This is a genomic window from Arenibacter amylolyticus (assembly GCF_002150785.1).
GTDB lineage: Bacteria > Bacteroidota > Bacteroidia > Flavobacteriales > Flavobacteriaceae > Arenibacter > Arenibacter amylolyticus.
On sequence record NZ_MTAZ01000001.1, the window covers coordinates 1 to 26,469 of the forward strand.

20 protein-coding genes are annotated in these 26,469 nt (G+C 42.2%); 13 read left to right on the plus strand and 7 right to left on the minus strand.

Annotated features, from left to right (window positions below; translation table 11 throughout):
- Window positions 1-239: 239 nt before the first annotated feature.
- The 3 genes from BV214_RS00005 (at window position 240) to BV214_RS00015 (ending at window position 1,854) form a co-directional block, all read left to right on the plus strand.
- Entirely contained in the window at window positions 240-551 is a 312-nt protein-coding gene (locus BV214_RS00005; RefSeq protein ID WP_176328429.1) for a hypothetical protein, read from the plus strand.
- A gap of 10 nt (window positions 552-561) precedes the next feature.
- The gene (locus tag BV214_RS00010; protein WP_086475428.1) at window positions 562-993 is read left to right on the plus strand and encodes a hypothetical protein; all 432 of its coding nucleotides are present in this window, start codon (window positions 562-564) and stop codon (window positions 991-993) included.
- Between the two features lie 111 nt (window positions 994-1,104).
- Window positions 1,105-1,854: a M15 family metallopeptidase gene (locus BV214_RS00015; RefSeq protein ID WP_245806716.1), complete on the plus strand. Its 750-nt coding sequence runs from the start codon at window positions 1,105-1,107 to the stop codon at window positions 1,852-1,854.
- A gap of 27 nt (window positions 1,855-1,881) precedes the next feature.
- On the opposite strand, the gene BV214_RS00020 is transcribed toward BV214_RS00015, so the two are convergent.
- The 5 genes from BV214_RS00020 to tsaD form a co-directional block, all read right to left on the minus strand.
- Entirely contained in the window at window positions 1,882-3,108 is a 1,227-nt protein-coding gene (locus BV214_RS00020; protein ID WP_317045150.1) for a class I SAM-dependent methyltransferase, read from the minus strand.
- Window positions 3,109-3,194: 86 nt separating this feature from the next.
- On the minus strand, window positions 3,195-4,295 hold the full coding sequence (locus BV214_RS00025; RefSeq protein WP_086475429.1) for an AI-2E family transporter: 1,101 nt from the start codon (window positions 4,293-4,295) through the stop codon (window positions 3,195-3,197).
- A 3-nt stretch (window positions 4,296-4,298) separates the two neighbouring features.
- Window positions 4,299-4,955 (minus strand): DUF4159 domain-containing protein, encoded by a 657-nt coding sequence (locus tag BV214_RS00030; RefSeq protein ID WP_086475430.1) that lies wholly within the window; start codon window positions 4,953-4,955, stop codon window positions 4,299-4,301.
- 167 nt (window positions 4,956-5,122) lie between these two features.
- Window positions 5,123-5,830 carry a 16S rRNA (uracil(1498)-N(3))-methyltransferase gene (locus tag BV214_RS00035; protein WP_086475431.1) on the minus strand — a complete coding sequence of 236 codons (708 nt, stop codon included), beginning with the start codon at window positions 5,828-5,830 and terminating at the stop codon, window positions 5,123-5,125.
- Window positions 5,831-6,013: 183 nt separating this feature from the next.
- On the minus strand, window positions 6,014-7,036 hold the full coding sequence (gene tsaD, locus BV214_RS00040) for a tRNA (adenosine(37)-N6)-threonylcarbamoyltransferase complex transferase subunit TsaD (RefSeq protein WP_086475445.1): 1,023 nt from the start codon (window positions 7,034-7,036) through the stop codon (window positions 6,014-6,016).
- A gap of 28 nt (window positions 7,037-7,064) precedes the next feature.
- Between tsaD and BV214_RS00045 the strand changes: the two genes are divergently transcribed.
- The 4 genes from BV214_RS00045 to BV214_RS00060 all read left to right on the plus strand — a co-directional run bounded on the left by BV214_RS00045 (window position 7,065) and on the right by BV214_RS00060 (window position 14,603).
- Window positions 7,065-11,465: a translocation/assembly module TamB domain-containing protein gene (locus BV214_RS00045; protein ID WP_086475432.1), complete on the plus strand. Its 4,401-nt coding sequence runs from the start codon at window positions 7,065-7,067 to the stop codon at window positions 11,463-11,465.
- Window positions 11,466-11,657: 192 nt separating this feature from the next.
- The gene (gene pfkA, locus BV214_RS00050; RefSeq protein WP_086475433.1) at window positions 11,658-12,644 is read left to right on the plus strand and encodes a 6-phosphofructokinase; all 987 of its coding nucleotides are present in this window, start codon (window positions 11,658-11,660) and stop codon (window positions 12,642-12,644) included.
- Window positions 12,645-12,666: 22 nt separating this feature from the next.
- Window positions 12,667-13,668, plus strand: a complete 1,002-nt coding sequence (gene gap / locus BV214_RS00055; RefSeq protein WP_086475434.1) for a type I glyceraldehyde-3-phosphate dehydrogenase — start codon at window positions 12,667-12,669, stop codon at window positions 13,666-13,668.
- An 83-nt stretch (window positions 13,669-13,751) separates the two neighbouring features.
- Complete coding sequence (locus tag BV214_RS00060) at window positions 13,752-14,603, plus strand: N-acetylglucosamine kinase (RefSeq protein WP_086475435.1); 852 nt, start codon at window positions 13,752-13,754, stop codon at window positions 14,601-14,603.
- Here the strand turns inward: BV214_RS00060 and BV214_RS00065 are convergent.
- Together BV214_RS00065 and BV214_RS00070 are read right to left on the minus strand one after the other, a co-directional pair.
- Window positions 14,593-14,976: a RidA family protein gene (locus BV214_RS00065; protein ID WP_086475436.1), complete on the minus strand. Its 384-nt coding sequence runs from the start codon at window positions 14,974-14,976 to the stop codon at window positions 14,593-14,595. The genes BV214_RS00060 and BV214_RS00065 overlap by 11 nt on opposite strands.
- Before the next feature lie 197 nt (window positions 14,977-15,173).
- Entirely contained in the window at window positions 15,174-17,882 is a 2,709-nt protein-coding gene (locus tag BV214_RS00070; RefSeq protein WP_086475437.1) for a putative LPS assembly protein LptD, read from the minus strand.
- A 130-nt stretch (window positions 17,883-18,012) separates the two neighbouring features.
- Between BV214_RS00070 and BV214_RS00075 the strand changes: the two genes are divergently transcribed.
- The 6 genes from BV214_RS00075 (at window position 18,013) to BV214_RS00100 (ending at window position 26,090) form a co-directional block, all read left to right on the plus strand.
- Window positions 18,013-19,245: an N-acetylmuramoyl-L-alanine amidase family protein gene (locus BV214_RS00075; RefSeq protein WP_086475438.1), complete on the plus strand. Its 1,233-nt coding sequence runs from the start codon at window positions 18,013-18,015 to the stop codon at window positions 19,243-19,245.
- A gap of 86 nt (window positions 19,246-19,331) precedes the next feature.
- Window positions 19,332-20,297, plus strand: a complete 966-nt coding sequence (locus BV214_RS00080; protein ID WP_086475439.1) for an MlaD family protein — start codon at window positions 19,332-19,334, stop codon at window positions 20,295-20,297.
- A gap of 3 nt (window positions 20,298-20,300) precedes the next feature.
- Window positions 20,301-21,626, plus strand: a complete 1,326-nt coding sequence (locus BV214_RS00085; RefSeq protein WP_086475440.1) for a (Fe-S)-binding protein — start codon at window positions 20,301-20,303, stop codon at window positions 21,624-21,626.
- A 17-nt stretch (window positions 21,627-21,643) separates the two neighbouring features.
- Window positions 21,644-22,435 (plus strand): (Fe-S)-binding protein, encoded by a 792-nt coding sequence (locus BV214_RS00090; RefSeq protein ID WP_086475441.1) that lies wholly within the window; start codon window positions 21,644-21,646, stop codon window positions 22,433-22,435.
- 159 nt (window positions 22,436-22,594) lie between these two features.
- Window positions 22,595-23,077: an ABC transporter ATPase gene (locus tag BV214_RS00095; RefSeq protein WP_086475442.1), complete on the plus strand. Its 483-nt coding sequence runs from the start codon at window positions 22,595-22,597 to the stop codon at window positions 23,075-23,077.
- A gap of 100 nt (window positions 23,078-23,177) precedes the next feature.
- A complete protein-coding gene (locus BV214_RS00100) occupies window positions 23,178-26,090 on the plus strand; it encodes a glycoside hydrolase family 3 N-terminal domain-containing protein (RefSeq protein ID WP_086475446.1) in 2,913 nt (970 codons plus the stop codon).
- The last annotated feature ends 379 nt before the right edge of the window (window positions 26,091-26,469 follow it).

The window sequence follows — 26,469 nt, forward strand, 5'->3', positions numbered from 1 at the left end:
TCAACACATCTCCAAATTTTCAAATTAACCCATTGCTACATTTTCACATTAGCGTATTTCCAAATCCTACCGTTAAGGTGTTTTGCAACAGCCTTTCTTCTTATACTTTGCTAATAATTTCTTGATGTACCTTTTTCTACCGACCTTTGCAGATTGAAAAATTCATTGACTGTCCAAAGAGAATAACAAACTGGAGGGTTAAGAATTTATAGAATGGAATTCTTTTGAAAATGACCGGTATGGGGAAGGTGGCCTACAGAAAATGTCAACATTGTGGTACCGTTAATGTCAATAGTGATTATTGCGGAAATTGTGGGGAACTCATCAATGTTCAGCTACAAAGAGAAAAGGCTCGGGCGGCAAGCGATGATAAAAAACAGGCCGAAAAAGCAGCGGAAAAACCAAATGCGGTAACCCTGTTTTTTGAGAATGCCTTGGATCATTCCAACTTATTGATACGGATTCCCGCTCTTATCTTCTATTCCATTTGGGTAGTCATCATGTCCATTGGGGCCTTTATCGCTGTCCTAATTAGTTATATAGCTGCCTAAACTGCATATAATGAAATTACAGCATAACATAATAAGTGGCGGACTGTATTGGGTGCAGCGATGGTATTTTCCATTGTTCTGTGTTGTAGGGGCTGGTGTCTACGCCATCCAGAGGTGGGGAGATGGAGGTGTGCTTCCTCGCTGGGTAGCGCATTATTTAAACGACTTCCTGTGTATGCCCATTGTTCTCTTTATTGATAGGTTTGTAGTGCGAATTCTTAAATCGGATAAGCAATTAAACCTGCCTGTAATCCCCATTCTTTCACTTACCTGCTTTTATGCCCTGTATTTTGAGGCATACCTCCCAGGGATTAATGACCGTTATACGGCAGACCCTATGGATGTTCTTATGTATTTTATGGGTGCTGCCTTTTTCTATCTAATGGAAAATGTAATCAAGTCTTCTAATGGCATCAAAGTAATGTACGATGGAGGGCGATAACACTAGGAAGGTTGTAGGCTGTGTAAGCCGATTTAAATAATAGTGGGGTTCTACTTGCCTTTTGGGCGGAATCTGCTATTTTTAAAGGATGAACCAATTAAATGCATTTAAATGAGTCCTGCCAACTTTTCCTTAAAATGCCTTGGGGCGATGATAATAGTGCTTACAGTAGGCTGTGGAGAGCAAAAAAAGACCAAAGAGAGTATTGTGGAACCAGCTGAAGCGGTAGTGACCAAGGATACGGTTATTGATCTTATTGAATTGGAGCCAGTGAAGACCGAAAAACCTCCTTTAAAATCCTTGGAAGGCCTTGCAGATACCACCTTTGTTAGGTTGGCCGACTATAGTCGTGATTTTGAGTACGATATGAGATATGCCACCGAGAACAACTTTTTAAAGGCTCAGGTGTACGACTGCGCCGAGTGTTATACTAGAGTGAAGACCGCTAGGGCGCTGTTAGAGGCTAATAAGGAATTTATGGAAAAGGGGTATAGAATAAAGTTCTTCGACTGCTACCGGCCTAATTCCGTGCAATATAAGATGTGGGCCATTGTTCCCAATCCGCAGTATGTAGCTAATCCAGATAAAGGCTCTATCCATAATAAGGGAGGGGCGGTAGATATCACCCTGGTTACCCTGGAAGGGGAGGAGTTGGATATGGGAACGGATTTCGACTTCTTTGGTAAAAGGGCTTACCACGATAATATGGACCTGCCTCAGCATATCTTGGATAACCGACGCCTGTTGAAGGAAACCATGGAAAAGCACGGATTCTGGTCCATTAGAACAGAATGGTGGCATTACAACCTATCTGCAGGGTCTAATGATAAAGTCGCTAATTTTAAGTGGGACTGTCCATAAAGGATGGCTTTGCCTTTCCTGGTCCAATTACACTTTGGAGCAGTGTACTACTATTTTCTTTCCCTCCCTATTGGTGGTGAAGAACAAATAGACCTCTCCACCATCCTTAATTTTAAACTTCTTCCGGAGCTCACTCACGGAAACGGGGAAATTCCTAGTAGTAATATTCGCCTTTTTAATCCCCAGGGCATTGAGTGCTTTCTTATTGTACGGGATGGTTGCTTCAATTTTGAAGTGCCTTCCCGGGAAGTCTATATGCTTATTATGGGTGTATAAATGGGAGTGTTGGTGCAGTTTATTAACCCCAAAGGTTTCGGCTACTATATTAAAGCCTCCCGACTTAAGGATGGCCGAATTAGGCTCGTAGAGATAGTCTAAGGGCTCGGAATAAGTAGGGGTAGAGGTAGCGGCATCGTCCAGTGAAAAGTGAAAGGTTTCCTTGTTGTTGGAGGTGAGATTCACCGTCTTAATTTCTATCTCCCCTTGGTACCCTTTTTCCAAAATCCACAACAATTCCTTCACCTCATTTTTCACTGCTACAATATGAATTTCCTTTACGGATTTTAATTCCGATATGCCCGCAGAAATATCCAAAAGGGGAGCGGTTTTAATCATAATATTATTGGCGCTGGAAAAAAGAAGTGCTAAATTTTCGGGAATATTAGGTAGGCAATCTGCCAATAAAAACACCTTTCCTTTCATCTCATTTCGTCTCGAGGGATCCACATAAATCCAGTCGAAAAATGCCTCCGATTTCTTTAACAAATCGAGTCCATCTCCCACATGAGTTTCGATGTTTTTTCGGCCTAAAATCTTAAAATTATAGGCGGCAATTTCGGCTAGTTTTGGGTTGATTTCACAGTGCAGGATTCGGGTGATTTTTTGACTGAAAAAATAGCTGTCTACCCCTAGTCCGCCAGTGAGGTCTAAGAGCGATTTTCCGCTTGCAATTTCCGCCTTATATTGGGCAGTATCTTCCGAAGAGGTTTGCTCTAAATTTAGTTTTTCGGGATAGTAGATTAAGGGGGTGTTAAACCAAGTAGGCAGTTTTTTGCGACATCGGTTCTTGGCTTCAATCTGCTGAACCAGCTCCTTGGAGCTAACTCCATCAAAATCGTGGTCTTTTAGCAAAACTGACATGGTGTCAGTATCTAAATTCTCATTTATAAAAGATTGTGCACCAGTATTTAATATGTCTTTATTCAAAGTAATGCTAAAGGTGGTTAAGGGTTCGTTTTGTTTTTTGTGGCTCAACTAAGGGGATATAGTCTTAAATGAGTATGCTTTAGATGTTAATATGTTTTTAATCAGCGGTTAAGGTGTCTTTATATAAAGTTTTACTATAATCCCTTCGTAATTTGTCTTACTATCTTATTATCGGCCAAAAATTCCTTTAAAATAACCTTTATGGCGGTGTATCCAGGTACCGCAATGATCATTCCTGTAACTCCAAATAACAATCCAGCGATAATAATAACTAGGAAAATTTCTAGTGGGTGCGACTTCACACTGTTGGCAAAAATGATGGGTTGTGAAAAGAAATTATCCACTAATTGTCCTATCGTCAAACCTAGTAAAACATAACCAGTTTTAGGTAGTATTTCGTTAAAGAAATCGGCCTCCATATTACTGGTCATTGTGAGGGCTATCATAAGCACTCCTCCGATGATTGGACCAAGGTATGGAATGATGTTAAAAATGGCGCAGAAAAAAGCAATTACAATCGCGTTTTCTAAGCCAATTAAAAGTAGTAGAACACTGTAAATGAAAAAGAGAATAAAGATCTGTAGAAGGAGTCCCACAAAATATCTCGACAGTAAATTTTTAATTTTCTCCATGGAGACGATCAATTTTCTTTCCTTGGTTTTTGGCACCAACATCAACAAACCATTTTGCAAAAGATTGCTGTCTTTAAGAAAAAAGAAAGAGATGAATAATACCGAAAAAAGGCCAATACTTAGATCGCTTAAAAGGGTCATAAAGGCATTGAGGAAGCTTGGTATTAATCCTGTTTTTAGCTCCTGTTTAATATTTCTACCAATATCGGATTTCTTAATTATTTCCTGCCGCTCTATTTCTTGTCCGCCTAAATAATGGATCACCTCGTTGTAAATAGAATTCAAGCTATTTAGCAGGGCGTCAAAATCCAACAAGGCTAAATTCTTTCCCTGCTGGGTAATCATCGGAACAAATAAGGCTACTACGGCCACAAAGATTCCAATAATGAAGAGTAAGGCCATTACCACGGCTAGAATGTTGGGAAATTTGAGCTTTCTCTTTAAAAAGAAGACAATGGGTCGCCCAATAAGGGAAACTACCGCTGCGATGAGGATATAGGCTATGACAGACTGAATTTTAATGAGAAAGTATCCTACGAGAACTATCCCGGCAATTACGGCAACAGCGCGTAGAATTCCATTAGCTATGGTTTTCGATTTCATAAATTAATTTTTAAAAACATAAGATATAATGTTTGCTCCCATTTCCAGTGCTTTTTTCCTTACTTCTTGGGGGTTGTTATGCACTTCTTGGTCTTCCCATCCGTTTCCTAGATCGGTTTCATAGGTAAATAGGAGTACCAGCCTGCCTTCATGGAAGATGCCAAAGGCCTGTGGAGGTTTTCCATCGTGTTCGTGTATTTTTGGAAGACCTCTGGGGAAATGGAATTGTTGATTAAAGAGCGGGTGATCTGCGCCCACCTCTACCAGTTCCTTGTCGGGGAATACTTTTGGGAGGGCTTGCCTTAGATAGGGTTCCATCCCGTAGTTGTCATCTATATGGAGAAATCCGCCTCCTAATAGGTATTTACGAAGATTTTCTGCATCCTCATCCGAAAAGTATACATTCCCATGTCCGGTCATATACAGATATGGGTACTGGAAGATATTAGGGCTGCCCGTTTCCACGGTTGCGGGTTTGGGAGATATCTTGGTGTTGATGTTTCGGTTGCAGAAATCAATGAGGTTTGGAAGGGCTGTGGGATTAGCATACCAGTCCCCGCCACCGCCATATTTTAGCACTGCTAGCTCTTGGCTGTACAAATTTGGACCAACCACAAGGAGGAGCTGCAGAATAAAAGCAAAAGCAAATAGGTGTTTCATGGTGCCCTTGGGGTTTGGTCTTCTCAAATTTAACAATATTAATCTAAAATTAACCCTCCTGTTTGTAAGCTGGGGGTTGACTGTTAAATAAAGCTTTACCCTGTTGCTGTGTTACCCGGGAGTGATGGAAGCTGGCTACCTAGATATCAGTGCCTTCATAACCAGCCTTATAGGTTAATCATGGCTACGGTGGTGCAAGCTACAATGGCTGCGGTTTCGGTACGCAACCTGGTGGTGCCTAATGCTATGGGATTAAAATTGTGCTGAAGGGCCAAAGCAATTTCCGATTCCGAAAAATCGCCTTCCGGACCTATCAAAATAGTGGTAGTGTCCTTGGGTGCCAGACTGTGGAAGAGTTCTTTTCTTGGCTGGTCTGCAACGCAATGGGCAATATAGCGATGGCCGTTATGGGGCTGTTTAATAAACTCTTTCAATGGCACGGCATCGTGTAAAATGGGTAAAAAGGTTTGTAGGGATTGCTTCATGGCCGACTGTAGTACCTTTTCCATGCGCTCCTTTTTTATAACCTTCCGTTCGGAATGATCGCAGATAACGGGCGTAATTTCGTGCACGCCTATTTCCGTGGCTTTTTCCAGAAACCATTCAAAGCGATCGTTCAACTTGGTAGGTGCCACGGCCATGTGTACTCTATAGGGCTTTTTGGAAGCGAGTGTTTTGGATAGGACGCTGGCTTCACACTTTTTGTGATGGGGATTGCTAATCGCTGCTTCAAATAAAATTCCCTTTCCATTGGTGATGGATAGCTTATCACCTTGTTTTTTTCGCAACACCTTGGCGATATGCCTGCTTTCATCGGGTGGAAAGAAAAACTCCTGGGTAGTTTCGTCTAGTTCGGGATGGTAAAATAACTGCATTGCTTGGATCTGGTTTTTCGTTGATTTGTGTAGTTTTAAAAATAAAGGAGCACGGAAACATCTTTTTTGCTAACAGATTTAGCCCTCATAGTCTGTGCCATATTGCACTAGCCTAATTTACCGCAACCTTGGTAAAAAGCGCTGGAGGGCCACTAAGGCACGGTTATCACCTTCTTGAACGGCCTATATTACATAGCGTGCCTGGGCGGTGATATCTTGGTCAGAGAAACTCTGTTCCTTATATTTTAAGTAGCCTACAATTCCTATCATCGCGGCATTGTCTGTGCAGTACTCAAATTTTGGTACGTAGGTAGTCCAGCCCCAACGGTCTTCTGCTTCCTTTAAAGCCTGTCTTATTCCAGAATTGGCAGATACCCCTCCGCCAATGGCAACCTGCTTTATGCCCGTTTGCTTAACAGCTTTTTTAAGCTTATCCATTAAAATTTGGACGATGGTATGCTGTATGGAAGCGCAAATATCATCCCTATTCTCTGCTATAAAATTAGGGTTGTTCTTAGTTTCTCGCTGTATAAAATATAGGATGCTGGTCTTTAATCCGCTAAAACTAAAGTTTAGTCCCTCTACTTTGGGTTTTGGGAATGGAAAGGCCTTGGCATTGCCCAATTGTGCATATTTGTCTACCAGGGGTCCTCCTGGGTAGGGGAGCCCTAAAATTTTTGCGCTTTTGTCGTACGCTTCGCCCACTGCATCATCCAAAGTTTCCCCAATAACTTCCATTTCAAAATAACTTTTCACTAAAACTATCTGGGTATGCCCGCCGCTAATGGTCATAGCGAGGAACGGAAAGCTGGGCGACTGATAATTGTCTTCTGCGATAAAGTGCGATAAAATATGGGCTTGCATGTGGTTCACCTCAATTAATGGGATGTTTAATCCCAGTGCTAGCGACTTGGCAAAAGAGGTTCCAACAAGTAAAGATCCCATTAGTCCCGGACCGCGGGTAAAAGCTATGGCAGATAACTGATTTTTATCGATATTTGCCTTAGCTAAGGCTTGGTGTACCACTGGAACAATATTTTGCTGGTGCGCCCTTGAGGCAAGTTCTGGAACAACCCCACCGTACTCCTCATGGATTTTTTGGGTGGCCACCACATTGCTTAAAGCACTGTTGTTGCACATCACCGCGGCGGAGGTGTCATCACAGGAAGATTCTATGGCAAGGATATACGTAGCTTTATTTTCCACTTGTTTTGGAATTTGGAATAAAAATTGAATGTACAAAGGTAAAACATTAAGCCCTATCAAAAAATTAAGAAAATTTCTAGTCAGAGTATTTTTGGTATTCGTACTCTTAGGAGTACTGGGTAGTTTGTTGCTCTCTCTTCCCTTTGTACAAACCGGATTTGCCAGATATGCCGCTGCGGCAATTAACGCTCAGTTTGGTACCCATATCCATATAGATCGCATGCGATTATCGCTTATTACCTGGCAAACTTCCCTCAATGGGGTTTTTGTGGAGGATTATAAGCAGGATACCCTTTTTTATATCGGGAACTTGCGGACCTCCATCCTCGATGTTGGGAATTTGATAAATGGAAATTTGGAATTTGGGGATATCAATATAGAGGAGTTAAATTTTAAACTCAGGACCTATAAGGACGAAAGTAATACCAATCTGGAGGTTTTTGTGGATAAGCTGGACGATGATAAGCCCAGGGATCCCAATTCCCCGCCTTTTATTCTCTCCTCTTCCCAGGTAGACATTTCCAAGAGCCTTTTTAAACTTATCAATGAGAATAAGGAAGGGCCAGAAATACTGAGCTTTAAGGATCTCAATATATCCGCAGCCAATTTTAATATTACGGGTCCGGAGGTAGTTGCCAGTATTAATGGGATGTCCTTTGAGAGCGGAAGGGGGTTAATCGTAGAAAAGTTGAACACGGACTTTAAGTACACCAGGGAGCAGATGCGTTTTGATTCCCTTGCTGTAAAAACCGCTCAATCCCAATTAGCAGGAAATGTGGTGTTTGATTATGAGCGGGAAGATTTGGCCGATTTTATGAACAAGGTGAAAATAGACGCCGAGTTTGTAGAGTCTACCGTGGCTTTAAATGAGATCAATCTCATGTACGATCAGTTTGGTAGTGATAAAATAGTGCTCTTTTCCTCTCAGGTAGATGGGGTGCTGAATAACCTAAATACCAATAACCTCTATTTAAATATGGAGAATACGGGGATTAGGGGCGACTTTACCTTTAAGGATCTTTTTAAACCTGATGGTAATTTTTCCCTAAAGGCAAACATGAGAAATGTTACCTCTAGTTACTACGAGTTAAGGGCCTTGCTACCCAATGTTTTAGGGGATGTACTGCCTTCCTCCATAGAAAAGCTGGGACAATTCACCATTCGTGGGGATGCAGATATCACCCAAACCTCCATAAAGACCAGGGCCAATATCCAAACGCTTATAGGGAGTAGCTATGTGGATCTGGAGCTATCGGAAATAGACCATATAGACAATGCCTCCTATAAGGGGTTTGTGGCGCTGATAGATTTTGATCTTGGGGATTTGATAGAGAATGATAAGGTGGGACTAACCAATCTGGATTTTAATGTGGAGGGTAGGGGCTTTGTTAAGGAAACCCTTAATACGGAAGTAATCGGGGAGGTGTATTCCCTTAATTTTAACGGGTATGATTACAAAAACCTAAAAGTATCGGGGATTTTAAAGGAGCAGCTTTTTGATGGATCCCTTTTGAGTGCCGATGAGAATATTAAGTTTTCGTTTAAGGGGCTGGCCGATTTTGAGGAGAATAGGAATAATTTCAATTTTATTGCCTCGGTAGATTATGCCGATCTAAAAAAGTTGAATTTCACCAAGGATAGTGTTTCCATTTTTAAAGGGGATATCAGTATGGATATTACTGGGAATTCCTTAGATAATATTGCGGGAGATATCAATTTTAGCAAAACCGTTTTTCAAAATGTAAACGACACCTACTATTTTGATGACTTTAAGATATCGTCCACCTTTGAGAATGATACCACTAGGATTATCGATATTAATTCCCCGGATATCATTACGGGTTACCTAAAAGGGAATTTTAAGGTGAATGAAATGGGTAGGTTGCTACAAAACTCGCTGGGCAGCATCTATACCAATTATCGGCCATTTAAAATTTCCGGGAATCAGCGACTCGCCTTTAATTTTAAGATATACAACAAAATTGTAGATGTATTTTTTCCCGAGGTAAAGTTCGATCCCAACACCTTTATAAGAGGGAATATTATTGCTGATGAAGGTGATTTTAAATTAAGCTTTAAATCACCCAGCATCAAGGCTTATGGGAATGAGCTAGACGGTATAGAGGTTAGGATAGATAATAAGAACCCGCTGTTCAATACCTATGTATCCGTAGCGGATATGGCAACACCCTATTACGATGTGAAGGATTTTAACCTGATTAATACCACCTTAAAAGATACCTTGTTCTTTAGGACGGAATTTAAGGGAGGGAGCGATTTTAACGATAGCTATAACCTAAACTTCTACCATACTTTTAATGAGGAGAAGAAATCCGTAATCGGTCTAAAAACGTCCGATCTTAGTTTTAAGGGGAATAAATGGATACTGAACAAAGAAGGGAATAGTAAAAACAAGGTGGTAATCAATAGTACCCTAGATAGCATTGTGATTCAGGAAATGGTGATGAACCATAATGATAAAGAGCAGATTAGGCTTAGGGGGCAGTTGGCCGACTCCACCTTTAAGGATGTGCAGTTGCAATTTAGTAATGTCTCCTTGGAAAAAATTACTCCGGAAATAGATAGTCTTAAGTTAAATGGGGAGGTGAACGGCATCCTCAACTTACTGCAAAAAGACAATATATACCTGCCGTCCTCCAATTTGCGGATCACAGAACTGGGTATTAACGGATTCACCTTGGGTGATTTGGGAGTCGGGATTGTGGGGAATAAGGACTTAACAAGTTTTGTGGTGAATTCTACCCTGGTGCAAAATGGGGAGGAGCGACTCAGTGTGGTGGGGAATATTATAGATGACGTTGACATCGATCCGCAGGCAAATCTTATCGTGGACTTTAATAACTTTTCGTTAGAGCCTTTTAGTCCGCTAGGCGAAGGGGTTATTACCAATATTCGTGGAATGTTGCAGGGAAGTGCCCAATTAAAGGGACCTTTGAACAATCCTATTATGAGTGGATTGTTAAGTTTGGACAAGGCGGGTATTGCCATTCCCTATTTAAACGTGGACTATAGTTTTGCGCCTTTCTCAAAAGTTAGACTTACCGAGCGCTCCTTCCACTTTCAGGAGGTGAAGTTAACGGATATCGATATGAGGACCAATGCCACCTTGGATGGTACCATTACCCATAATTTTTTTAGGGATTGGAGTTTGGATCTAAATGTAGATACGGACAATAACCGCTTTTTAATATTAAATACTCCCTTTAAAGAAGAGGTGCTCTACTATGGTACGGGTTACTTAAACGGCCGAGGGAGGATTTATGGGCCTACCACTGCACTTACTATTAAGGTAGATGGGGAGACGGCAAAAGGGACTTCCCTAAAAATTCCGATTAGCGATGTGGCTAGTGTGGGCGATTTTTCCTTTATCAATTTTGTGGGGAAAAAAGAAAATGGAGACGATGCCCCGCAAAGGGTCTTGAAAGAAGTGGAAGGATTAGAACTGGCCTTTAACTTAGATGTTACCCCCGATGCCGAGGTAGAGATTGTAGTGGATACCAAAACGGGGAGCTCCTTAAAAGGTACCGGGGTGGGAATCCTTTTTATAGAAATCAATACCAATGGTAAATTTAATATGTACGGGGATTTTGTGGTGGTCACCGGGGAATTCCATTATAAGTTTGGGGGTATTATAGATAAGACGTTTAGAGTGAAACCCGGGGGGAATATTACCTGGGAACGGGATCCATTGGCAGCCCAATTGAACATGGAAGCCATTTACTCCCTCAATGCCAATCCGGCTCCCTTGTTAGATAGTCCAGGCTATACCCGGCGTATTCCTACCGATGTGGTAGTGCGATTAACGGGGGAACTGGAGAGTCCGATTATCGATTGGCATATCGATTTCCCCGGGACCAATTCCATTGTGAAGTCGGAATTGGAATACCGCCTGCAAGATCCTACTATTGCAGAGAGGAATGCCTTGTTCTTACTGGCTCAGGGATCCTTTGTAAACGAGCAGACGGGAATTAATCAGCAGGCAGTTACGGGGAACCTCTTGCAATCGGCATCGGGCTTATTAAATTCTGTATTGGCGGGAGATAATGATAAATTAAACCTAGGGCTCTCCTATGAGCAGGGAATTTTGGATAAGAATGCCGATATACAAACTGAGAACAGGATTGGGGTAACCCTTTCCACCCAAATAAGTGATAGGGTGTTACTAAACGGCAGGGTAGGGGTTCCGGTAGGGGGAGTGTCCGAAACTGTTGTTGCCGGGGATGTGGAAGTTCAGATTTTATTGAACGAGGAAGGTACCCTGAGTGCCAAAATATTCAATAGGGAAAATGAGATTCAGCAGTTCTTGGCAGACCGCCAGGGATATACCCAGGGCGTGGGACTTTCCTATCAGGTAGATTTTGATAGTTTTAAGGCATTATTGCTGAAAATATTAGGGAAAGGGAAGTAAGCTGAGGGGGCTATTTTCTTAAAATATTTTTTAGTGTAAAATATCACTCCCACTACTATATTGATTGTGAATTTAACAATCTGGAGAAAAATACGCAACGAAAACGTTTTAGTGCTGACTTATTGTCAAATTATAGCTAAAGTCCTGTAATAATTGGAATAAGTTTGCTAGTTTTGCTTTTTTAAAAATTTAATGGCTTCAACAATAAGAAAAATAGGTGTTTTAACATCTGGGGGGGACTCCCCTGGGATGAATGCTGCGATTAGATCCGTAGTACGTACCTGTGCGTATTTAAAGATAGAATGCGTCGGGATTTATAGAGGATTCGAGGGCATGATGGAAGGCGATTTCAAAGTCTTGGATGCCCGTAGTGTAAATAACATAATCAATAAAGGAGGGACCATCCTTAAATCGGCCCGTTGTGTACCTTTCAGAACTAAGGAAGGTCGACAAATAGCGTATGACAAGCTTAAGGAAGCGGGTATAGATGCTTTTGTGGTAATCGGTGGCGACGGTAGTTTTACGGGAGCGCTCACCTTTAATAAGGAATTTGATTTTCCTATAATGGGAATTCCGGGGACCATAGATAACGATATCTTTGGAACTACCTACACCCTTGGTTTTGACACTGCACTGAATACCACGGTAGAATGTATAGATAAGATCAGGGATACGGCAAGCTCACATAACCGACTGTTCTTTGTAGAGGTTATGGGAAGAGACGTTGGTCATATCGCACTTAATGCCGGAGTAGGAGCAGGAGCAGAGGAGATTTTGATTCCTGAGGAAAATCTAGGATTGGAACGATTGTTAGAATCGCTTAAACGCAGTAAAGAGTCCGGGAAATCTTCGAGCATCGTAGTGGTGGCGGAAGGTGATAAGACCGGTAAAAACGTTTTTGAGCTAAAAGAATACGTAGAGGAGCACTTGCCAATTTACGATGTACGTGTATCGGTACTTGGGCATATGCAAAGAGGAGGAGCCCCCTCCTGTTTCGATCGGGTGCTGGCCAGTAGAATGGGTGTAAAGGCGGTAGAGGCGCTATTGGAAGGGAAGACCAACCTAATGGTGGGTATCCAGGACAATGCCATTACCCTTACCCCGATCAGCAAAGCAATAAAGGGACACACTAAGATCGACAAGGAACTGTTGAGAGTATCTGAGATCATGACCACATAATTAAATATTAAAACAGAAGAAAATGTCAAATTTAAAAGTAGGAATAAACGGATTCGGAAGAATTGGAAGATTGGTTTTTAGAGCCATAGCCCAAAGAGATAATGTAGAGGTAGTTGCCATCAATGATTTGTTGGATGTTGAGCATTTGGCTTATTTGTTGGAGTATGATTCCGTACACGGGAAATTTGATGGTACCGTTGAAGTTAAGGACGGAAACTTGGTAGTGAACGGGAAGACTGTTCGTATTACTGCTGAAAAAGATCCAAAGAGCTTGAAGTGGGATGAGGTAGGCGCTGAGATCGTTGCGGAATGTACCGGAATATTTACTACCTTAGAGAAGGCTCAGTACCATATAGATGGTGGTGCTAAAAAAGTAGTTATTTCTGCACCATCCAGTGATGCCCCAATGTTTGTTATGGGTGTAAACCATAAAGATGTTAAAGCATCCGATACTATTGTTTCCAACGCATCTTGTACTACTAACTGCCTTGCTCCAATGGCAAAGGTGTTGAACGATAGTTTCGGGATAGAGGAAGCTTTGATGACTACAGTACACGCTACTACTGCTACTCAGATGACCGTAGATGGTCCTTCTAGAAAAGACTGGAGAGGTGGTAGAAGTGCCTTGTTAAATATTATTCCAGCTTCTACAGGAGCGGCTAAAGCGGTAACTAAAGTAATTCCTGCATTGGAAGGAAAACTTACTGGAATGGCATTTAGAGTTCCAACTGCTGATGTATCTGTAGTAGATTTAACAGTTAGATTGGAAAAAGAAACTTCTTACGAGGAAATTAAAAAGGCCTTTAAAGCAGCTTCTGAAGGTGAGATGAAAGGAATTTTAGGTTATACCGAAGAAGCGGTTGTTTCTCAAGACTTCATCGGAGATGCTAGAACTAGTGTTTTTGATGCAGGAGCGGGAATCGAGTTGAACTCTAAGTTCTTCAAAGTAGTTTCTTGGTATGACAACGAAGCAGGATACTCCAACAAGTTGGTAGATCTTGCTCAATATGTTCATTCTCTATAATATAAGATCTATAATAAACTTTGAAATCCTGAAGGTGAACATTCTTGTTTGTTTTCAGGATTTTTTCTTAATACCATTGCTTTATGATATTGATAGTTGATAGTGGCGCTACAAAATCGGACTGGATCGCTTTAGACGAATCAGGAGATCAGTTGTTCATGACACAGACCTTAGGACTTAGTCCGGAGGTATTGACCAGGCCTGTTATAGAAGACCGCTTGGCCAACAATTTTGAGCTTTCTAAAAACAGGGAGCGTGTTACCCATTTGTTTTTTTATGGGGCAGGTTGTGGTACCGATAGGATGAAGAAATTTTTAGGGGAGATTTTTAAGGAGTTCTTTCCAAATGCTAAGGCCGATGTGAAGGAAGATACCTATGCCGCTATTTTTGCCACTACAAAGGTAGGGCAGCAGGGGATAGTTTGTATTCTAGGTACAGGCTCCAATTGCAGTTATTACGATGGGGAGCGCTTGCATCAAAAAGTTACTTCCCTAGGCTATATCCCTATGGATGATGGGAGTGGTAACTTCTTTGGTAGAAAATTGATCCGTGATTATTATTTCAATAAAATCCCTAAAGACTTAGCAGCTAAGTTTGCCAGTGAGTACGATCTGGATGCGGATGTTATTAAGGAGAACTTATACAAGCAACCCAATCCAAATACCTATTTGGCTACTTTTGCCAGGTTTATTGTGGAAAACAAAGACCACCCCTACTGTAGAGGGGTGATCGATAAAGGTTTCCAGCAATTTGTAAATAACTACATTATGCAGTTTGAATTGGCTACCAAGGTTCCCGTAAGCTTTGTGGGTAGTATTGCCCATTACCTGCGCGATGAGCTAACCGCTGTAGTCCAGAGGAACGACTTAGTTCTTGGAGTTATTAGACAAAGACCTATAGAGGGCTTGGTAGAATTTCACAGGGCTAATCTTTAACAGCGATCATAGAGATTTCAACGTTCACAAACTTAGGGAGGTTGGCAACCTCCACCGTTTCCCTAGCTGGAGCGGTCTCTGTGTTAAAGTAAGAGCCATATACTTCGTTGATCAGTGAGAACTGATGCATGTCCTTCACAAAGATGGACGATTTCACAACATTTTCAAAAGTCATTCCCGCTTCGGTGAGAATGGCTTTTAAATTTTCCATAGACTGCTTCGTTTCCTTCTTAATGTCGCCCTGCACCAATTCCCCTGTCTTTGGATCAATAGGAATCTGCCCTGAAATATATAGGGTGTTCCCTGTAAGAACTGCTTGATTGTAGGGGCCTATCGGCGCTGGAGCGTTGGTAGTGTTCACTATTTTTTTCATGAGTTCTGATTTTATGGATTTTTATATTGATAATACGGTTTTGAGTTAGAAGTTGATTTTAGTATGTGGAACAACGGTTGAAAAGTCAATGTTTGATGGAGGGAGCGCAACTTGAAGCTGCAACCACCATTTATTTAGCATTTTTTAGCTCTCTAGCTCTCTAGCTCTCTAGCTCTCTAACTCTCTAGCATTCAATCTTATCGCCTCCTAGTAGGTCTACTACGATTCTCCCACTTAAGGTCTTGCAAGATAGAGCTCTTGATTCCAATAAAGAAATACCAGCGTTTGTAGGTTCCAAAGGGTGTCCAGTTAAAGTTCATCCTAAAGCTCTTTAAATCCCTCTCAAATCGCAATTGGGTAAGGGTAAAGCCTTTGTTCTTAAAGTCGTACCCAGAAGATCCACCCACTTTCCACCTCGGGGATAGTTGAATGTTCCCGGAGAACATCAGCGCGTGACTCCCAATGGCGTTTTGCCTATTGTTGTTGCTGTAGTTTACCGCGTAAGACATTCGTAGGTCCCAAGGTAGTTTAGTGCCGTAATAGGGGTTCTCTACGTCTTCTCCACCATCCCGGTCGTCTCCTGGTCGATTGTTAAAGTCCTCGGCCTTTCCAAAAAGGTCATCGTCCCGACCACCACTGGAAGCAACATAGTCGTACTCATTTCTGGAATCCTCTTCCTCTTTATCTTTCTTCCCAAAGGACTTGCTACTTATGGAGTAGCTAATATTTGCCCTAGCATTGGTAAGTCTAAAAAGGCTACCTCCGTTGTCTATATTAAAGGTGTTTATCCTGGTCCCGTTGTTATCAATGGCATAGGGGTCTAGGCTGGCCCCAAAATTGATAGACATTTTGTTGTTCAGGATATTGGTTCCTCCATTAATATTTAGCGGACTCAACTTTAGTGAGTCGGCCTCAAAATTATACCCGGCAGATAAGTTTAAGTTACTCAGCAGGGAAATCTTTTTGGGTTCTGTAGCGGTAGAATCCTTACTGCGCACCTTGGCCTCTAACTGGTTGCCCAGGGAGAAGCTCATGGAACTCGACTTGTTAAGGCCTGGAGCGCCGTTTAGGGTACCTTCGAACCTACTGTAAAATCGCTCTTCGTTATTGCTGTCTACGTAGCTTTCGTAAAACTGATCAAAAGAAGGGGTGTACCCATAGCTTAAAGACGGCCTCATTACGTGGCGTATGGCTTGAATCTTTTTGTCTTCCCCAAAGTTAAAGGTTCCGTACAAGGTGGTTCCAATGCTGGTGCTCAAATTGTACTTGTGGTAACGGTCAAACCCACTAATAGTATCCGTAACTACCAATCTCTTGGTATCCTGGTCGTACTCCCGCTTAAAGGTTTCAATAGCCCATACGTCCTCATAGGATCCGCCCACACTAACGCTAAAGTGCTTGGCTACCTTAAAGTTAGTGCTCAAGGGAATGCTGTGCCGGGCACCAAACTTGGATTCCTTGAACATTCTACTGGTTATAAAATCCTCTTCCGTGGTCCTAATGCTGTTTCGGGCGTTTAGGTTGTATTGGAAGTTTACGTTCTGAATAATCCCCTTTTTTATTCCTTCCCTAGGAGCAAAAGGGTAGATCCGTTCCATACTTGCCTGTAGGGTGGGCAGGGTAAGGTCTACCGCTCCCGTATTGGTATTCTGGTTATGGGTGGCCGTAAGACTGGTGTTTACCGACGGATAGGCCGGAAAAGTCTTGGAGTAGGAGATAGAGGACGATAAGTTGTTTACCTGGGTATTGGGCAGGTTTTGTTGTAATAGGGAGTTCCTATAATAAGAACTACTCCCCAAGTTTACGGACGCCTGGAAACGAGAATTGGGATTGTTCTTCGGATCCTGGGAATGGGAAACCTGAATATTGTAAATGGTGGTCCTGCTATAGTCGCTAAATCCTTTCTGACTCGTAATAAGGTTTTCGTACCTAAAATTAATGTTCCCTCGGTATTTATAGCGCTTGGTGTAAATAGATTGCGTTCTAAGTCCGTAACTCCCATTGGTATAGAGGTCGCCCGTTAGGGTAAGGTCTACATAATCGTTAATGGGGAGGTAGTAACCCCCATTCTGTAAAAAATAGCCCCGTCCAGGATCGCTTCCAAAGGTAGGCATCATTAACCCTGCGGTTCTTCCTACGGTTAAGGGGAAATAGGCAAAGGGGAGGGCTATAGGCGTGGGGACATCGGCAATATATAAATTACTGAAACCTGCAATCACCTTTTTCTTGGGTACAAACTTTGCTTTGTTGATCTTAATGTAATAATCCGGGTTCACCGTATCCTTAGAAGTAGTAAGCTTCCCCTTGCTCAGGAAATAAACGGAGTCGTTTTCTTTTTTGGTGACCTCGGCATAGACTTTCATGGCATCACTGCCCAGTTGTCCTAGACCTGCCTGCTGCTCTGTTCTAGAATTCCAAATAATGGCCTTTTGGGTATCAAAATTAAAGCGAATGGAATCTGGAACTACCTCATTATTCCCTTGTTTAAAAAACGGTAATTGGGTGTAATTGCCCAGTGAGTCCTTAATCCGACCAGCATAGACTTCATTTTTGGTGTAGTCCATGACAATGACCCCTGCCTTTAGCTCGGTGTCTTGATAGTAAAGCTCTGCCTCGTTGTACAAGTAGATTTTCTGATCCTTTTTGCTCATTTTCACATAATCCTGGGCCCGGTATTTGATTTTGTCCAAGAGCAAGGCTTGCTTTCCGGCAGTAGAATCTATTTTGGTAGCATCGGCCAAAGCAATAGAGTCCTGTAATTTAGGATCCGGAATCAGCGGGGCAACAATGGTGTCCTTCTGCGCGGCAATGGGCAATGGGATAATTTTATCTTCTTGGGCCGTGATGGTAAATGCGCCAAATAGAAGGAGCAATAGGAAAAGTAGGGAATGTTTATTTGATTGCAAAGCTAGATATCCTATTTTTGTAACGGTTTTGGCAATATTTCGGGCTCAAACTTACATATATTTTTTGTACTGCCTGTAGGGTATTGCAATAAATTTAACCTAAAATAATCATCAAATTATAACTAGCGACATGAAACTAAATCGTTATTTCCCCATATCAATTCTACTTGTTGCCTTTTTGCTCCTTTCTTTTGATAGCAATACCATGGAAAATGACGGGGATGGAAAGTTTGTGGTGGTATTAGATGCTGGTCATGGTGGCCATGACCCTGGGAATATGGGAAATGGGTATTTGGAGAAAAATATAGCGTTGGAAATTGTCCTAGGAGCCGGAAGAATCTTGGAGAAAAACCCCAAAATCAAAGTGATTTATACCCGTAAGGACGATACTTTTGTAGACCTCTTCAAGCGGGGGGAGATTGCCAATAAGGCCAATGCAGATCTTTTTGTTTCCGTACACTGTGATTCGCACACCTCCAATGCCCATGGTGCCGGTACCTTCGTATTGGGACTTCACGCCAATCAACAAAACTTTGAAATCGCAAAAAAGGAAAACTCCGTAATTTATTTGGAGGACGATTATGAGACTCGGTATGCGGATTATAATATTAACTCTCCGGAATCCGTTATCGGACTTACCATTATGCAGGAAGAATTTTTGGACCAGAGTATCAAACTCGCCAAATTGATGCAGGATAATTTCGCAGAAAAGTTAAAAAGAAACGATCGTAAGGTAAAACAGGCAGGGTTTATCGTGCTGCATCAGACTTTTATGCCAAGCGTTTTGGTAGAAACAGGATTCCTTACCAATAAAACTGAAGGGGCTTATCTAAACTCCAGAAAAGGGAGGGACGAAATGGCGTGGGCTATCGCAGATGCCATTCTTACCTATAAGAAAGAGTCTATTGTGTCTAGCGAGCCGGTATCCCGTGGAAACACCCTGGTGGTGGTAGATGCCAATAAGCCTAAAGGGGCTGCATCCCAAGAGGATACAGGGAAGGGTACTGCATCCCAAAAGAGAAGCACCCTAGTAGTGAAAAATCAATCTAATGTGGAAACTCCAAAGGAGACGGTAAAGGAAGTCATCAAAAAATCGGACAATATCGTATTTAAAGTACAGATCTTTGCTAGCGGGAAAAATATCCCCCTTCGCCCAGAGAATTTTCAGGGGCTAAATACCCTGTCCAAGGAGAAATTCAACAACCTTTATCGGTATATGTATGGGGAAACCAACGATCATTTTCAGGCCACCCTACTAAAAAGCAATGCCGATGCCAAGGGGTATACTACTTCATATATAGTGGCTTATAAGGATGGGAAACGCATTTCGGAAAGGGAGGCGCTTAAATACCTTTCGGAATAATGGCCGGTCTTATTAAAATTATTTCTAATTTTGTTAGTAACTGAAAATACAAATACCGTTTTTTTAAAAACAATTAATAGCTATATATGAAAATATCTAGGGAAGTAAAAACAGGAATTATTGTTATTGGCGGTATTCTGTTGTTCATTTTAGGGTTTAGTTATTTAAAGTCCACACCACTTTTCGATAATAGTAAAACCTTCTATTCGGTGTACCCTAATGTAGGCGGACTCCAAGCGGGGACCCAAGTGACCATTAACGGGTTTTCTGTGGGGAAGGTGAACGATATTAGGTTTAATGACGAGCAGGGTAACTTATTGGTAACCTTTACGGTGAGCAATAATTTTTCCTTTTCCAAGAACAGTGTTGCAGAGCTATACGATACCGGAATCATAGGGGGTAAGGGGATTCAAATAAAGCCCGTTTTTGATGGGTCGGCCATTGCCGTATCCGGAGACACCCTGCAATCATCCAACAGACCGGGATTAACAGAATTGGTGCAGCAGCGATTAACTCCTTTACAGTTAAAGGTAGAAGATGCTATCTCTAACGCAGATTCCCTATTGATGAATGTAAACGAAGTGTTAGATCCACAGGCCAAAAAAGACCTAAGGGAAAGTATTGCCGGACTCAATAAGATGGTGCAAAGCTTCCAGGGTAGTGCAGACGCTCTTAATACCTTGCTGAACAACAATAAGGAAAACCTGAATAATTCCATTAGCAATTTAAGTTCTATTACGGATAATTTCAACAAGTTGTCAGACTCCTTGGCCAATGCCGGTTTGGGAGAAACCATGAAGGGCTTACAAGCCACCGTACAAGACCTAAATGGCGTGTTGGCACAGATAGAAAGCGGGGATGGCTCCCTAGGGAAATTGGTGAACGATGAAGCTCTTTATAACAACCTCACCGATGCTTCCAAGCAATTGGATCTGCTGCTTCAAGATTTTCGTTTAAACCCAAAACGCTATGTAAACGTATCCGTATTCGGAAAAAAACAAAAAGAATATACCCTTCCCACCGATGATCCGGCGGAAGAAATAACCAACTAGACCATGGAGTATATCCCCAATCTCATTTTTGCAATCCTGCTTGTTGCCGGGATTGCTTTTTTCACGCAAAATGTAAGGAAGCTTATTCGCAACATTAAGTTGGGAAAGGCCGTTGATACTAGCGATAACACCTCCCAGCGCTGGAAGAATATGATTGCCATTGCATTGGGGCAAAGTAAAATGGTGGTGCGTCCCGTTGCAGGGTTCTTGCATATTGTAGTATACATGGGTTTTATTATTATCAATATTGAAGTTCTTGAAATTATTCTAGACGGCCTATTGGGTACCCATCGATTGTTTGCATTTTTAGGCGGATTCTATAGTTTTCTAATTGGCTCCTTCGAAATTTTGGCCCTCCTGGTTATTGTAGCGGTTACTTTGTTCTGGGTGCGTAGGAACGTAATTAAATTAAGGCGATTCTTAAATCCGGAAATGGCCGGTTGGCCCAAGAAGGACGGGAATCTAATTCTGTATATTGAATTGGTATTGATGGTATTGTTCCTCACTATGAATGCTGCCGATTATACATTGCAGCAAATGGAGGTAGCGCCCTATGTAAAGGCGGGCGCCTTTCCCGTAAGTCAGTTTATAGCGCCCTTGTTTCAAGATATGTCGGTCTCCACCATTATTCTTTGGGAGCGCACGGCCTGGTGGTTGCATATTGTAGGAATATTATTCTTCCTAAACTACCTGTACTATTCCAAGCATTTACATATCCTATTGGCCTTCCCAAACACCTATTTTGGAAAAGTACGGCCTAAGGGGCAGTTCGATAATTTGGAGGCGGTAACCAAGGAAGTGCGATTAATGATGGATCCCAATGCCGATCCCTTTGCTGCTCCCGACGAAAATGCGCCGCCACCAGAAAAGTTTGGTGCTTCGGATGTAATGGATTTGGAGTGGGTGCAATTACTAAATGCGTATACGTGTACAGAATGCGGACGGTGTACCAGTGAATGTCCCGCAAACCTGACCGGAAAGAAACTCTCCCCTAGAAAGATCATGATGGATACTAGGGATCGATTAGAGGAGGTAGGAAAGAATATGGATGCCAATAAAGGGGTGTTTGTCCCTGATGGCAAACAGTTGTTGGGAGATTATATCACCCATGAAGAGTTGTGGGCGTGTACCAGTTGTAATGCTTGTGTAGAGGCTTGCCCCATCAGTATAGACCCCTTGTCTATTATTATGGATATGAGACAGTATTTGGTGATGGAGCAGTCTGCTGCACCCTCCGATCTTAATAATATGATGGGGAATATAGAAAACAACGGGGCACCCTGGCCATTTAATCAGATGGACCGACTCAATTGGTCCAAGGAATCCTAAAAAAAATATAGGTTGCAATGGAAAACGAATTAAAAGTGCCAACCATGGCCGAACTTACTGCAGCAGGAAAACAACCCGAAGTTTTGTTCTGGGTGGGCTGTGCAGGTAGTTTTGACGATAGGGCGAAAAAAATAACCAAGGCCTTTGTGAAAATTCTGAACAAAGCCAATATTAGTTTTGCAGTCCTTGGGACGGAAGAAAGCTGTACGGGCGATCCGGCTAAACGGGCAGGGAACGAGTTTTTGTTCCAAATGCAGGCCGTGACCAATATAGAGGTCCTAAACGCCTATGAGGTAAAGAAGATTGTGACCGCATGTCCCCATTGTTTTAATACACTCAAGAATGAATATCCCGGATTAGGGGGGAATTATGAAGTAGTCCACCATACCCAATTCTTAAAACACCTGTTGGAATCTGGGAAGATTTCTATGGAAGGCGGACAATTTAGGGGGAAGCGAATTACCTTTCACGATCCCTGCTACCTAGGAAGGGCTAATAATGTATACGAGGCCCCAAGGGATCTTATTAGAAAATTGGATGCCGAGCTAGTGGAAATGAAAAGCTGTAAGTCGCGCGGACTCTGTTGTGGGGCCGGGGGAGCACAGATGTTTAAAGAACCCGAGAAAGGCGATAAAGATATCAACGTAAAGAGAACAGAGCAGGCAATGGAAATTAAGCCCGATATTATAGCAGCAGGATGTCCCTTCTGTAATACGATGATGACGGATGGAGTGAAGAGTAAGGAGAAGGAAGCTTCTATTGCCGTATTGGATATTGCCGAGTTAATTGCCCAGGTAGAAGATCTGTAAGAAAGGCGTACCGTTACCGACCTTTCCCCCAAGTTGATTAAAGTTTGGAAATGGACCTTTAATGGAAAAAATGAACAGAATTAGGGTTTAAGACATAACTGATATATAAAAATAGATGCCCCAAGAATTTAGTTTTGGGAAAACCATAAAAAAATAAAAATGCTAGTAGAGTTTAATACATTACCAGATGATGCAAGAGTTTGGATATACCAAGCAAGTAGGAGTTTTTCTCAGGAAGAGCTTACTGAGGTAAAAACCCTAATCAATCAATTTATAGAGGGGTGGACGGCCCACGGGAGCGAACTGCGTGCAGGATGTGAGATTAGGTATAATAGATTTATCATTCTTGCCTTGGATCAGTCGGTGACAGCAGCCTCTGGATGTTCCATAGATGCTTCTGTAAATTTCATACAGCAGTTGGAAAAGAAATACGACATTCAATTATTGGATAAGATGAATGTTTCCTATAAGCAGGGCGAATTTGTAGCCTATAAGCCGTTGACCGATTTTAGGAAAATGGCAAAACAAAAGGCGGTTTCCAAAAACACCATTGTTTTTAATAATTTGGTAACCAACAAACACGAGTACGAAAACTTCTGGGAAGTTCCTGCTTCCGAAAGTTGGCACGCCCGATTTATGTAAACTATTTATTCACACCTTCTTTGGCTTGTTTTTTGCTATAATACCAAATTAATTTGGCGTTGTGGGCAAGGAGCCTGCTATTATAATTCAGAAGACTTTTATGCGATTCAATACTTTTTTTGGATTCTTTTTTCTCTCCATACTCACTGCTTTTGGTCAGCAAAATCCATTAACTACCAAAGACAGTGTGCAACAGCGAGCGTGGGTAGAAGCTACCTACCAAAAAATGTCACTAGATGAAAAGCTGGGACAACTGTTTATGGTGATGGTCACCTCGGACCAAAGTAAAGCCGGAATAGCAAATACCAAGAAACTGATTAAGGACCATCATTTGGGCGGACTAATCTTTTCTACCGGGGGGCCGGTAAGGCAGGCGCAGCAGACCAATGAATATCAAAAGCTTTCTAAAATCCCCCTTATGATTGGAATGGATGCGGAGTGGGGGCTGGCTATGCGATTAGACTCTACCTATGCCTTTCCGTGGAACATGACCCTAGGGGCCATTAAAGACAATTCCGTGGTGGAAAAGGTAGGGCGGCAAATAGGCTTGCATGCCAAGCGATTGGGTGTACATATTAATTTTGCTCCGGATATCGATATCAATACCAATCCCAAGAATCCTATTATCGGGAACCGTTCTTTTGGAGAAGATAGAGAAAATGTGACCCAAAAGGGAATAGCGTTTATGAAAGGGATGGAAGGTGCCGGAGTGCTGAGTAGCGGAAAACACTTTCCGGGCCATGGAGATACGGAGGTAGATTCGCACAAGGCCTTGCCGGTGATCGATTTTAATAGGGAACGATTAGATAGTATTGAACTATATCCCTATAGAAAGTTGATAAAGGAAGGACTGAGTAGTGTAATGATAGGGCATTTAAGTGTTCCAGCTTTGGAAATTAAAGAAGGATTTCCCTCCTCCCTGTCCGAACAGATTATTGGAGAAGTTTTAAAGGAGCAACTGAATTTTAAAGGATTGGTATTTACCGATGCCCTTAATATGAAGGGGGTTTCCAATTTTGCCAAGGAAGGCGAGGTGGAACTAGCAGCCTTTTTGGCGGGGAATGATATTCTCTTAATGCCCGTGAATGTACCCAAGGCCAAAGCAAAGCTTTTGGAAGCCTATAATAAGGGCAGGATAACCGAAGAAAGGTTGGCGCATTCCGTAAAGAAAATATTGATGGCCAAGTACAAGGTAGGCCTGCACAGATATAGCCCCATTAAGGTAGAAAACCTGTATGAAGACCTGAACTCCCTAGAAAACGATCTGATTTATGAGGAGGCCATTGAAAATGCCATCACCGTGGTAAAGAATAAGGTAGATCTCTTGGCCTTAAAGAATTTAGACAATAAAAAGATTGCCTACGTAAAATTTGGGGACGACAACAGTGATCCGTTTTTGGAAGAACTCAATAAGTATGCAGAGGTTACCCAAGTAAACGGAAAGGATGCTGCTACGCTTAAAGCAGGACTAAAGGACTATAATCTGGTAATCGTAGGCTTTCATAAGGACAATGCCAATCCGTGGCGATCCTATAAGTTTAAGCAATGGGAGATAGATTGGTTAATGCAATTAGCAGCAGAACGCACCTCCAATGTGGTGCTGGCCCTGTTTACAAGACCGTATGCCCTGTTAGATATCCCGTCCTTCAATCATATTGATGCGGTGGTAGTAGGGTATCAGAATAGTAAGATAGCACAAGAGAAAACCGCTCAGGTCATTTTTGGAGCCTTACCAGCAAAAGGAGTGCTACCGGTAAGTTCGCATGCGGAGTTCCCGGTGAACTCAAGCGTATCGGTACCTGCCTTAAAACGATTGGGATATAGTATCCCAGAGCGTGTAGGGATGAGCTCCAGTAAATTGGCGGAGATCGATAAAATGGTGCAGAATGGCATAGACTCCCTGATGTTTCCCGGGGCGCAGGTGCTGGTAGCCCGCAAGGGGAAGGTAGTCTATAATAAAGGCTTTGGTAAACCTACCTATGATTCAGACGCCCAGATTACCCCTAACTATATCTATGATTTGGCATCACTCACCAAAATATTGGCAACGCTTCCCCTAGTGATGAAAATGGAGGAGGAAGGCAGCGTGGGCTTAAATACTACCTTCCAGGAACTAATCCCCTCCTTTTCCGATTCGGATTTAAAGAATGTGACGGTTTTAAAGGCCTTATCACATTATGGCCGATTACCGGCATGGATTGGTTTCTATCTAAATACCTTGGATGAGAATAGGAAACCTTCGGCCGAGTTCTATCGCAATCAGATGACCGATGGGTATTCGGTTCAGGTGGCAGACCATTTATATATGGCAGATCATTATAAGGACTCTATCTACGAGCGAATTGGAAGACAGACTTTAAAATCGAACCGATACCGGTATAGCGATCTCGCTTTTTTTGTGATGAAAAAGTATATCGAGAATACCTATAATACTGATTTAGCCACCTTGGCCGATAACTTTTTGTATAAATCCATTGGGGCTACCCGTATGGGCTATAACCCTTTGGAAAGATTTCCCAAGCAAGATATAGTGCCCTCGGAGGACGATAATTATTACCGCTACCAACGGGTACAGGGCTATGTACACGATATGGCGGCGGCTATGCAAGGAGGTATTGGCGGACATGCGGGACTTTTTGGCAATGCCAATGACGTGGCAAAGATTATGCAGATGTACCTTCAAAAAGGCTATTATGGGGGGAAGCAGTATTTGGATAATAGGACCATACAGAAATTCAATACCTGTTACTTCTGTGATAATAATGTAAGAAGGGGCGTAGGATTTGATAAACCAGACCCCAATGGGGGCGGACCCGCCAGTAAGCTAGTCTCCAGAAAGAGTTTTGGCCATAGCGGATTTACTGGCACTTATACTTGGGCAGATCCAGAGAAGGAGTTGGTCTATGTATTTCTATCTAACAGAACCTTCCCATCTGCCACCAACACCCTCTTGATTAAATCCAGCCTTAGAACCCGCATCCAAGAAACCATTTATGAGGCGATTTTGAATTAGTGCCTTATCTCTCTCAACTTAAATAGGAGTTGTTTTTTTCCATTTTATTTGGAAATAATCCTTGGCTGCTGGATGTCTATCACCTAGTAGGTATATCTTTTTTAATTACTTATGATAATCCTGTGATTTTCTACCAAAGTAGAAGTTAGGCGGCAAACAAAGATTAATGCTTTTTATTAAATTTACCTTATCTGTAGAATAGGTTTTAATAGCTCCGAGATCCAGCTTTTTATTTTTCTTAAAAAGCGCGGAGTTTCGAACACGGTTTTTCGACCTCGGTGTCGAAAACAGTCACTTTAGCAAGAAGCATTTTAACACCTTAGGCCATCGCTACCGCTGGCTCCTCTTTCCAAAGGTACACTGTACCTTTGTCTCTCGG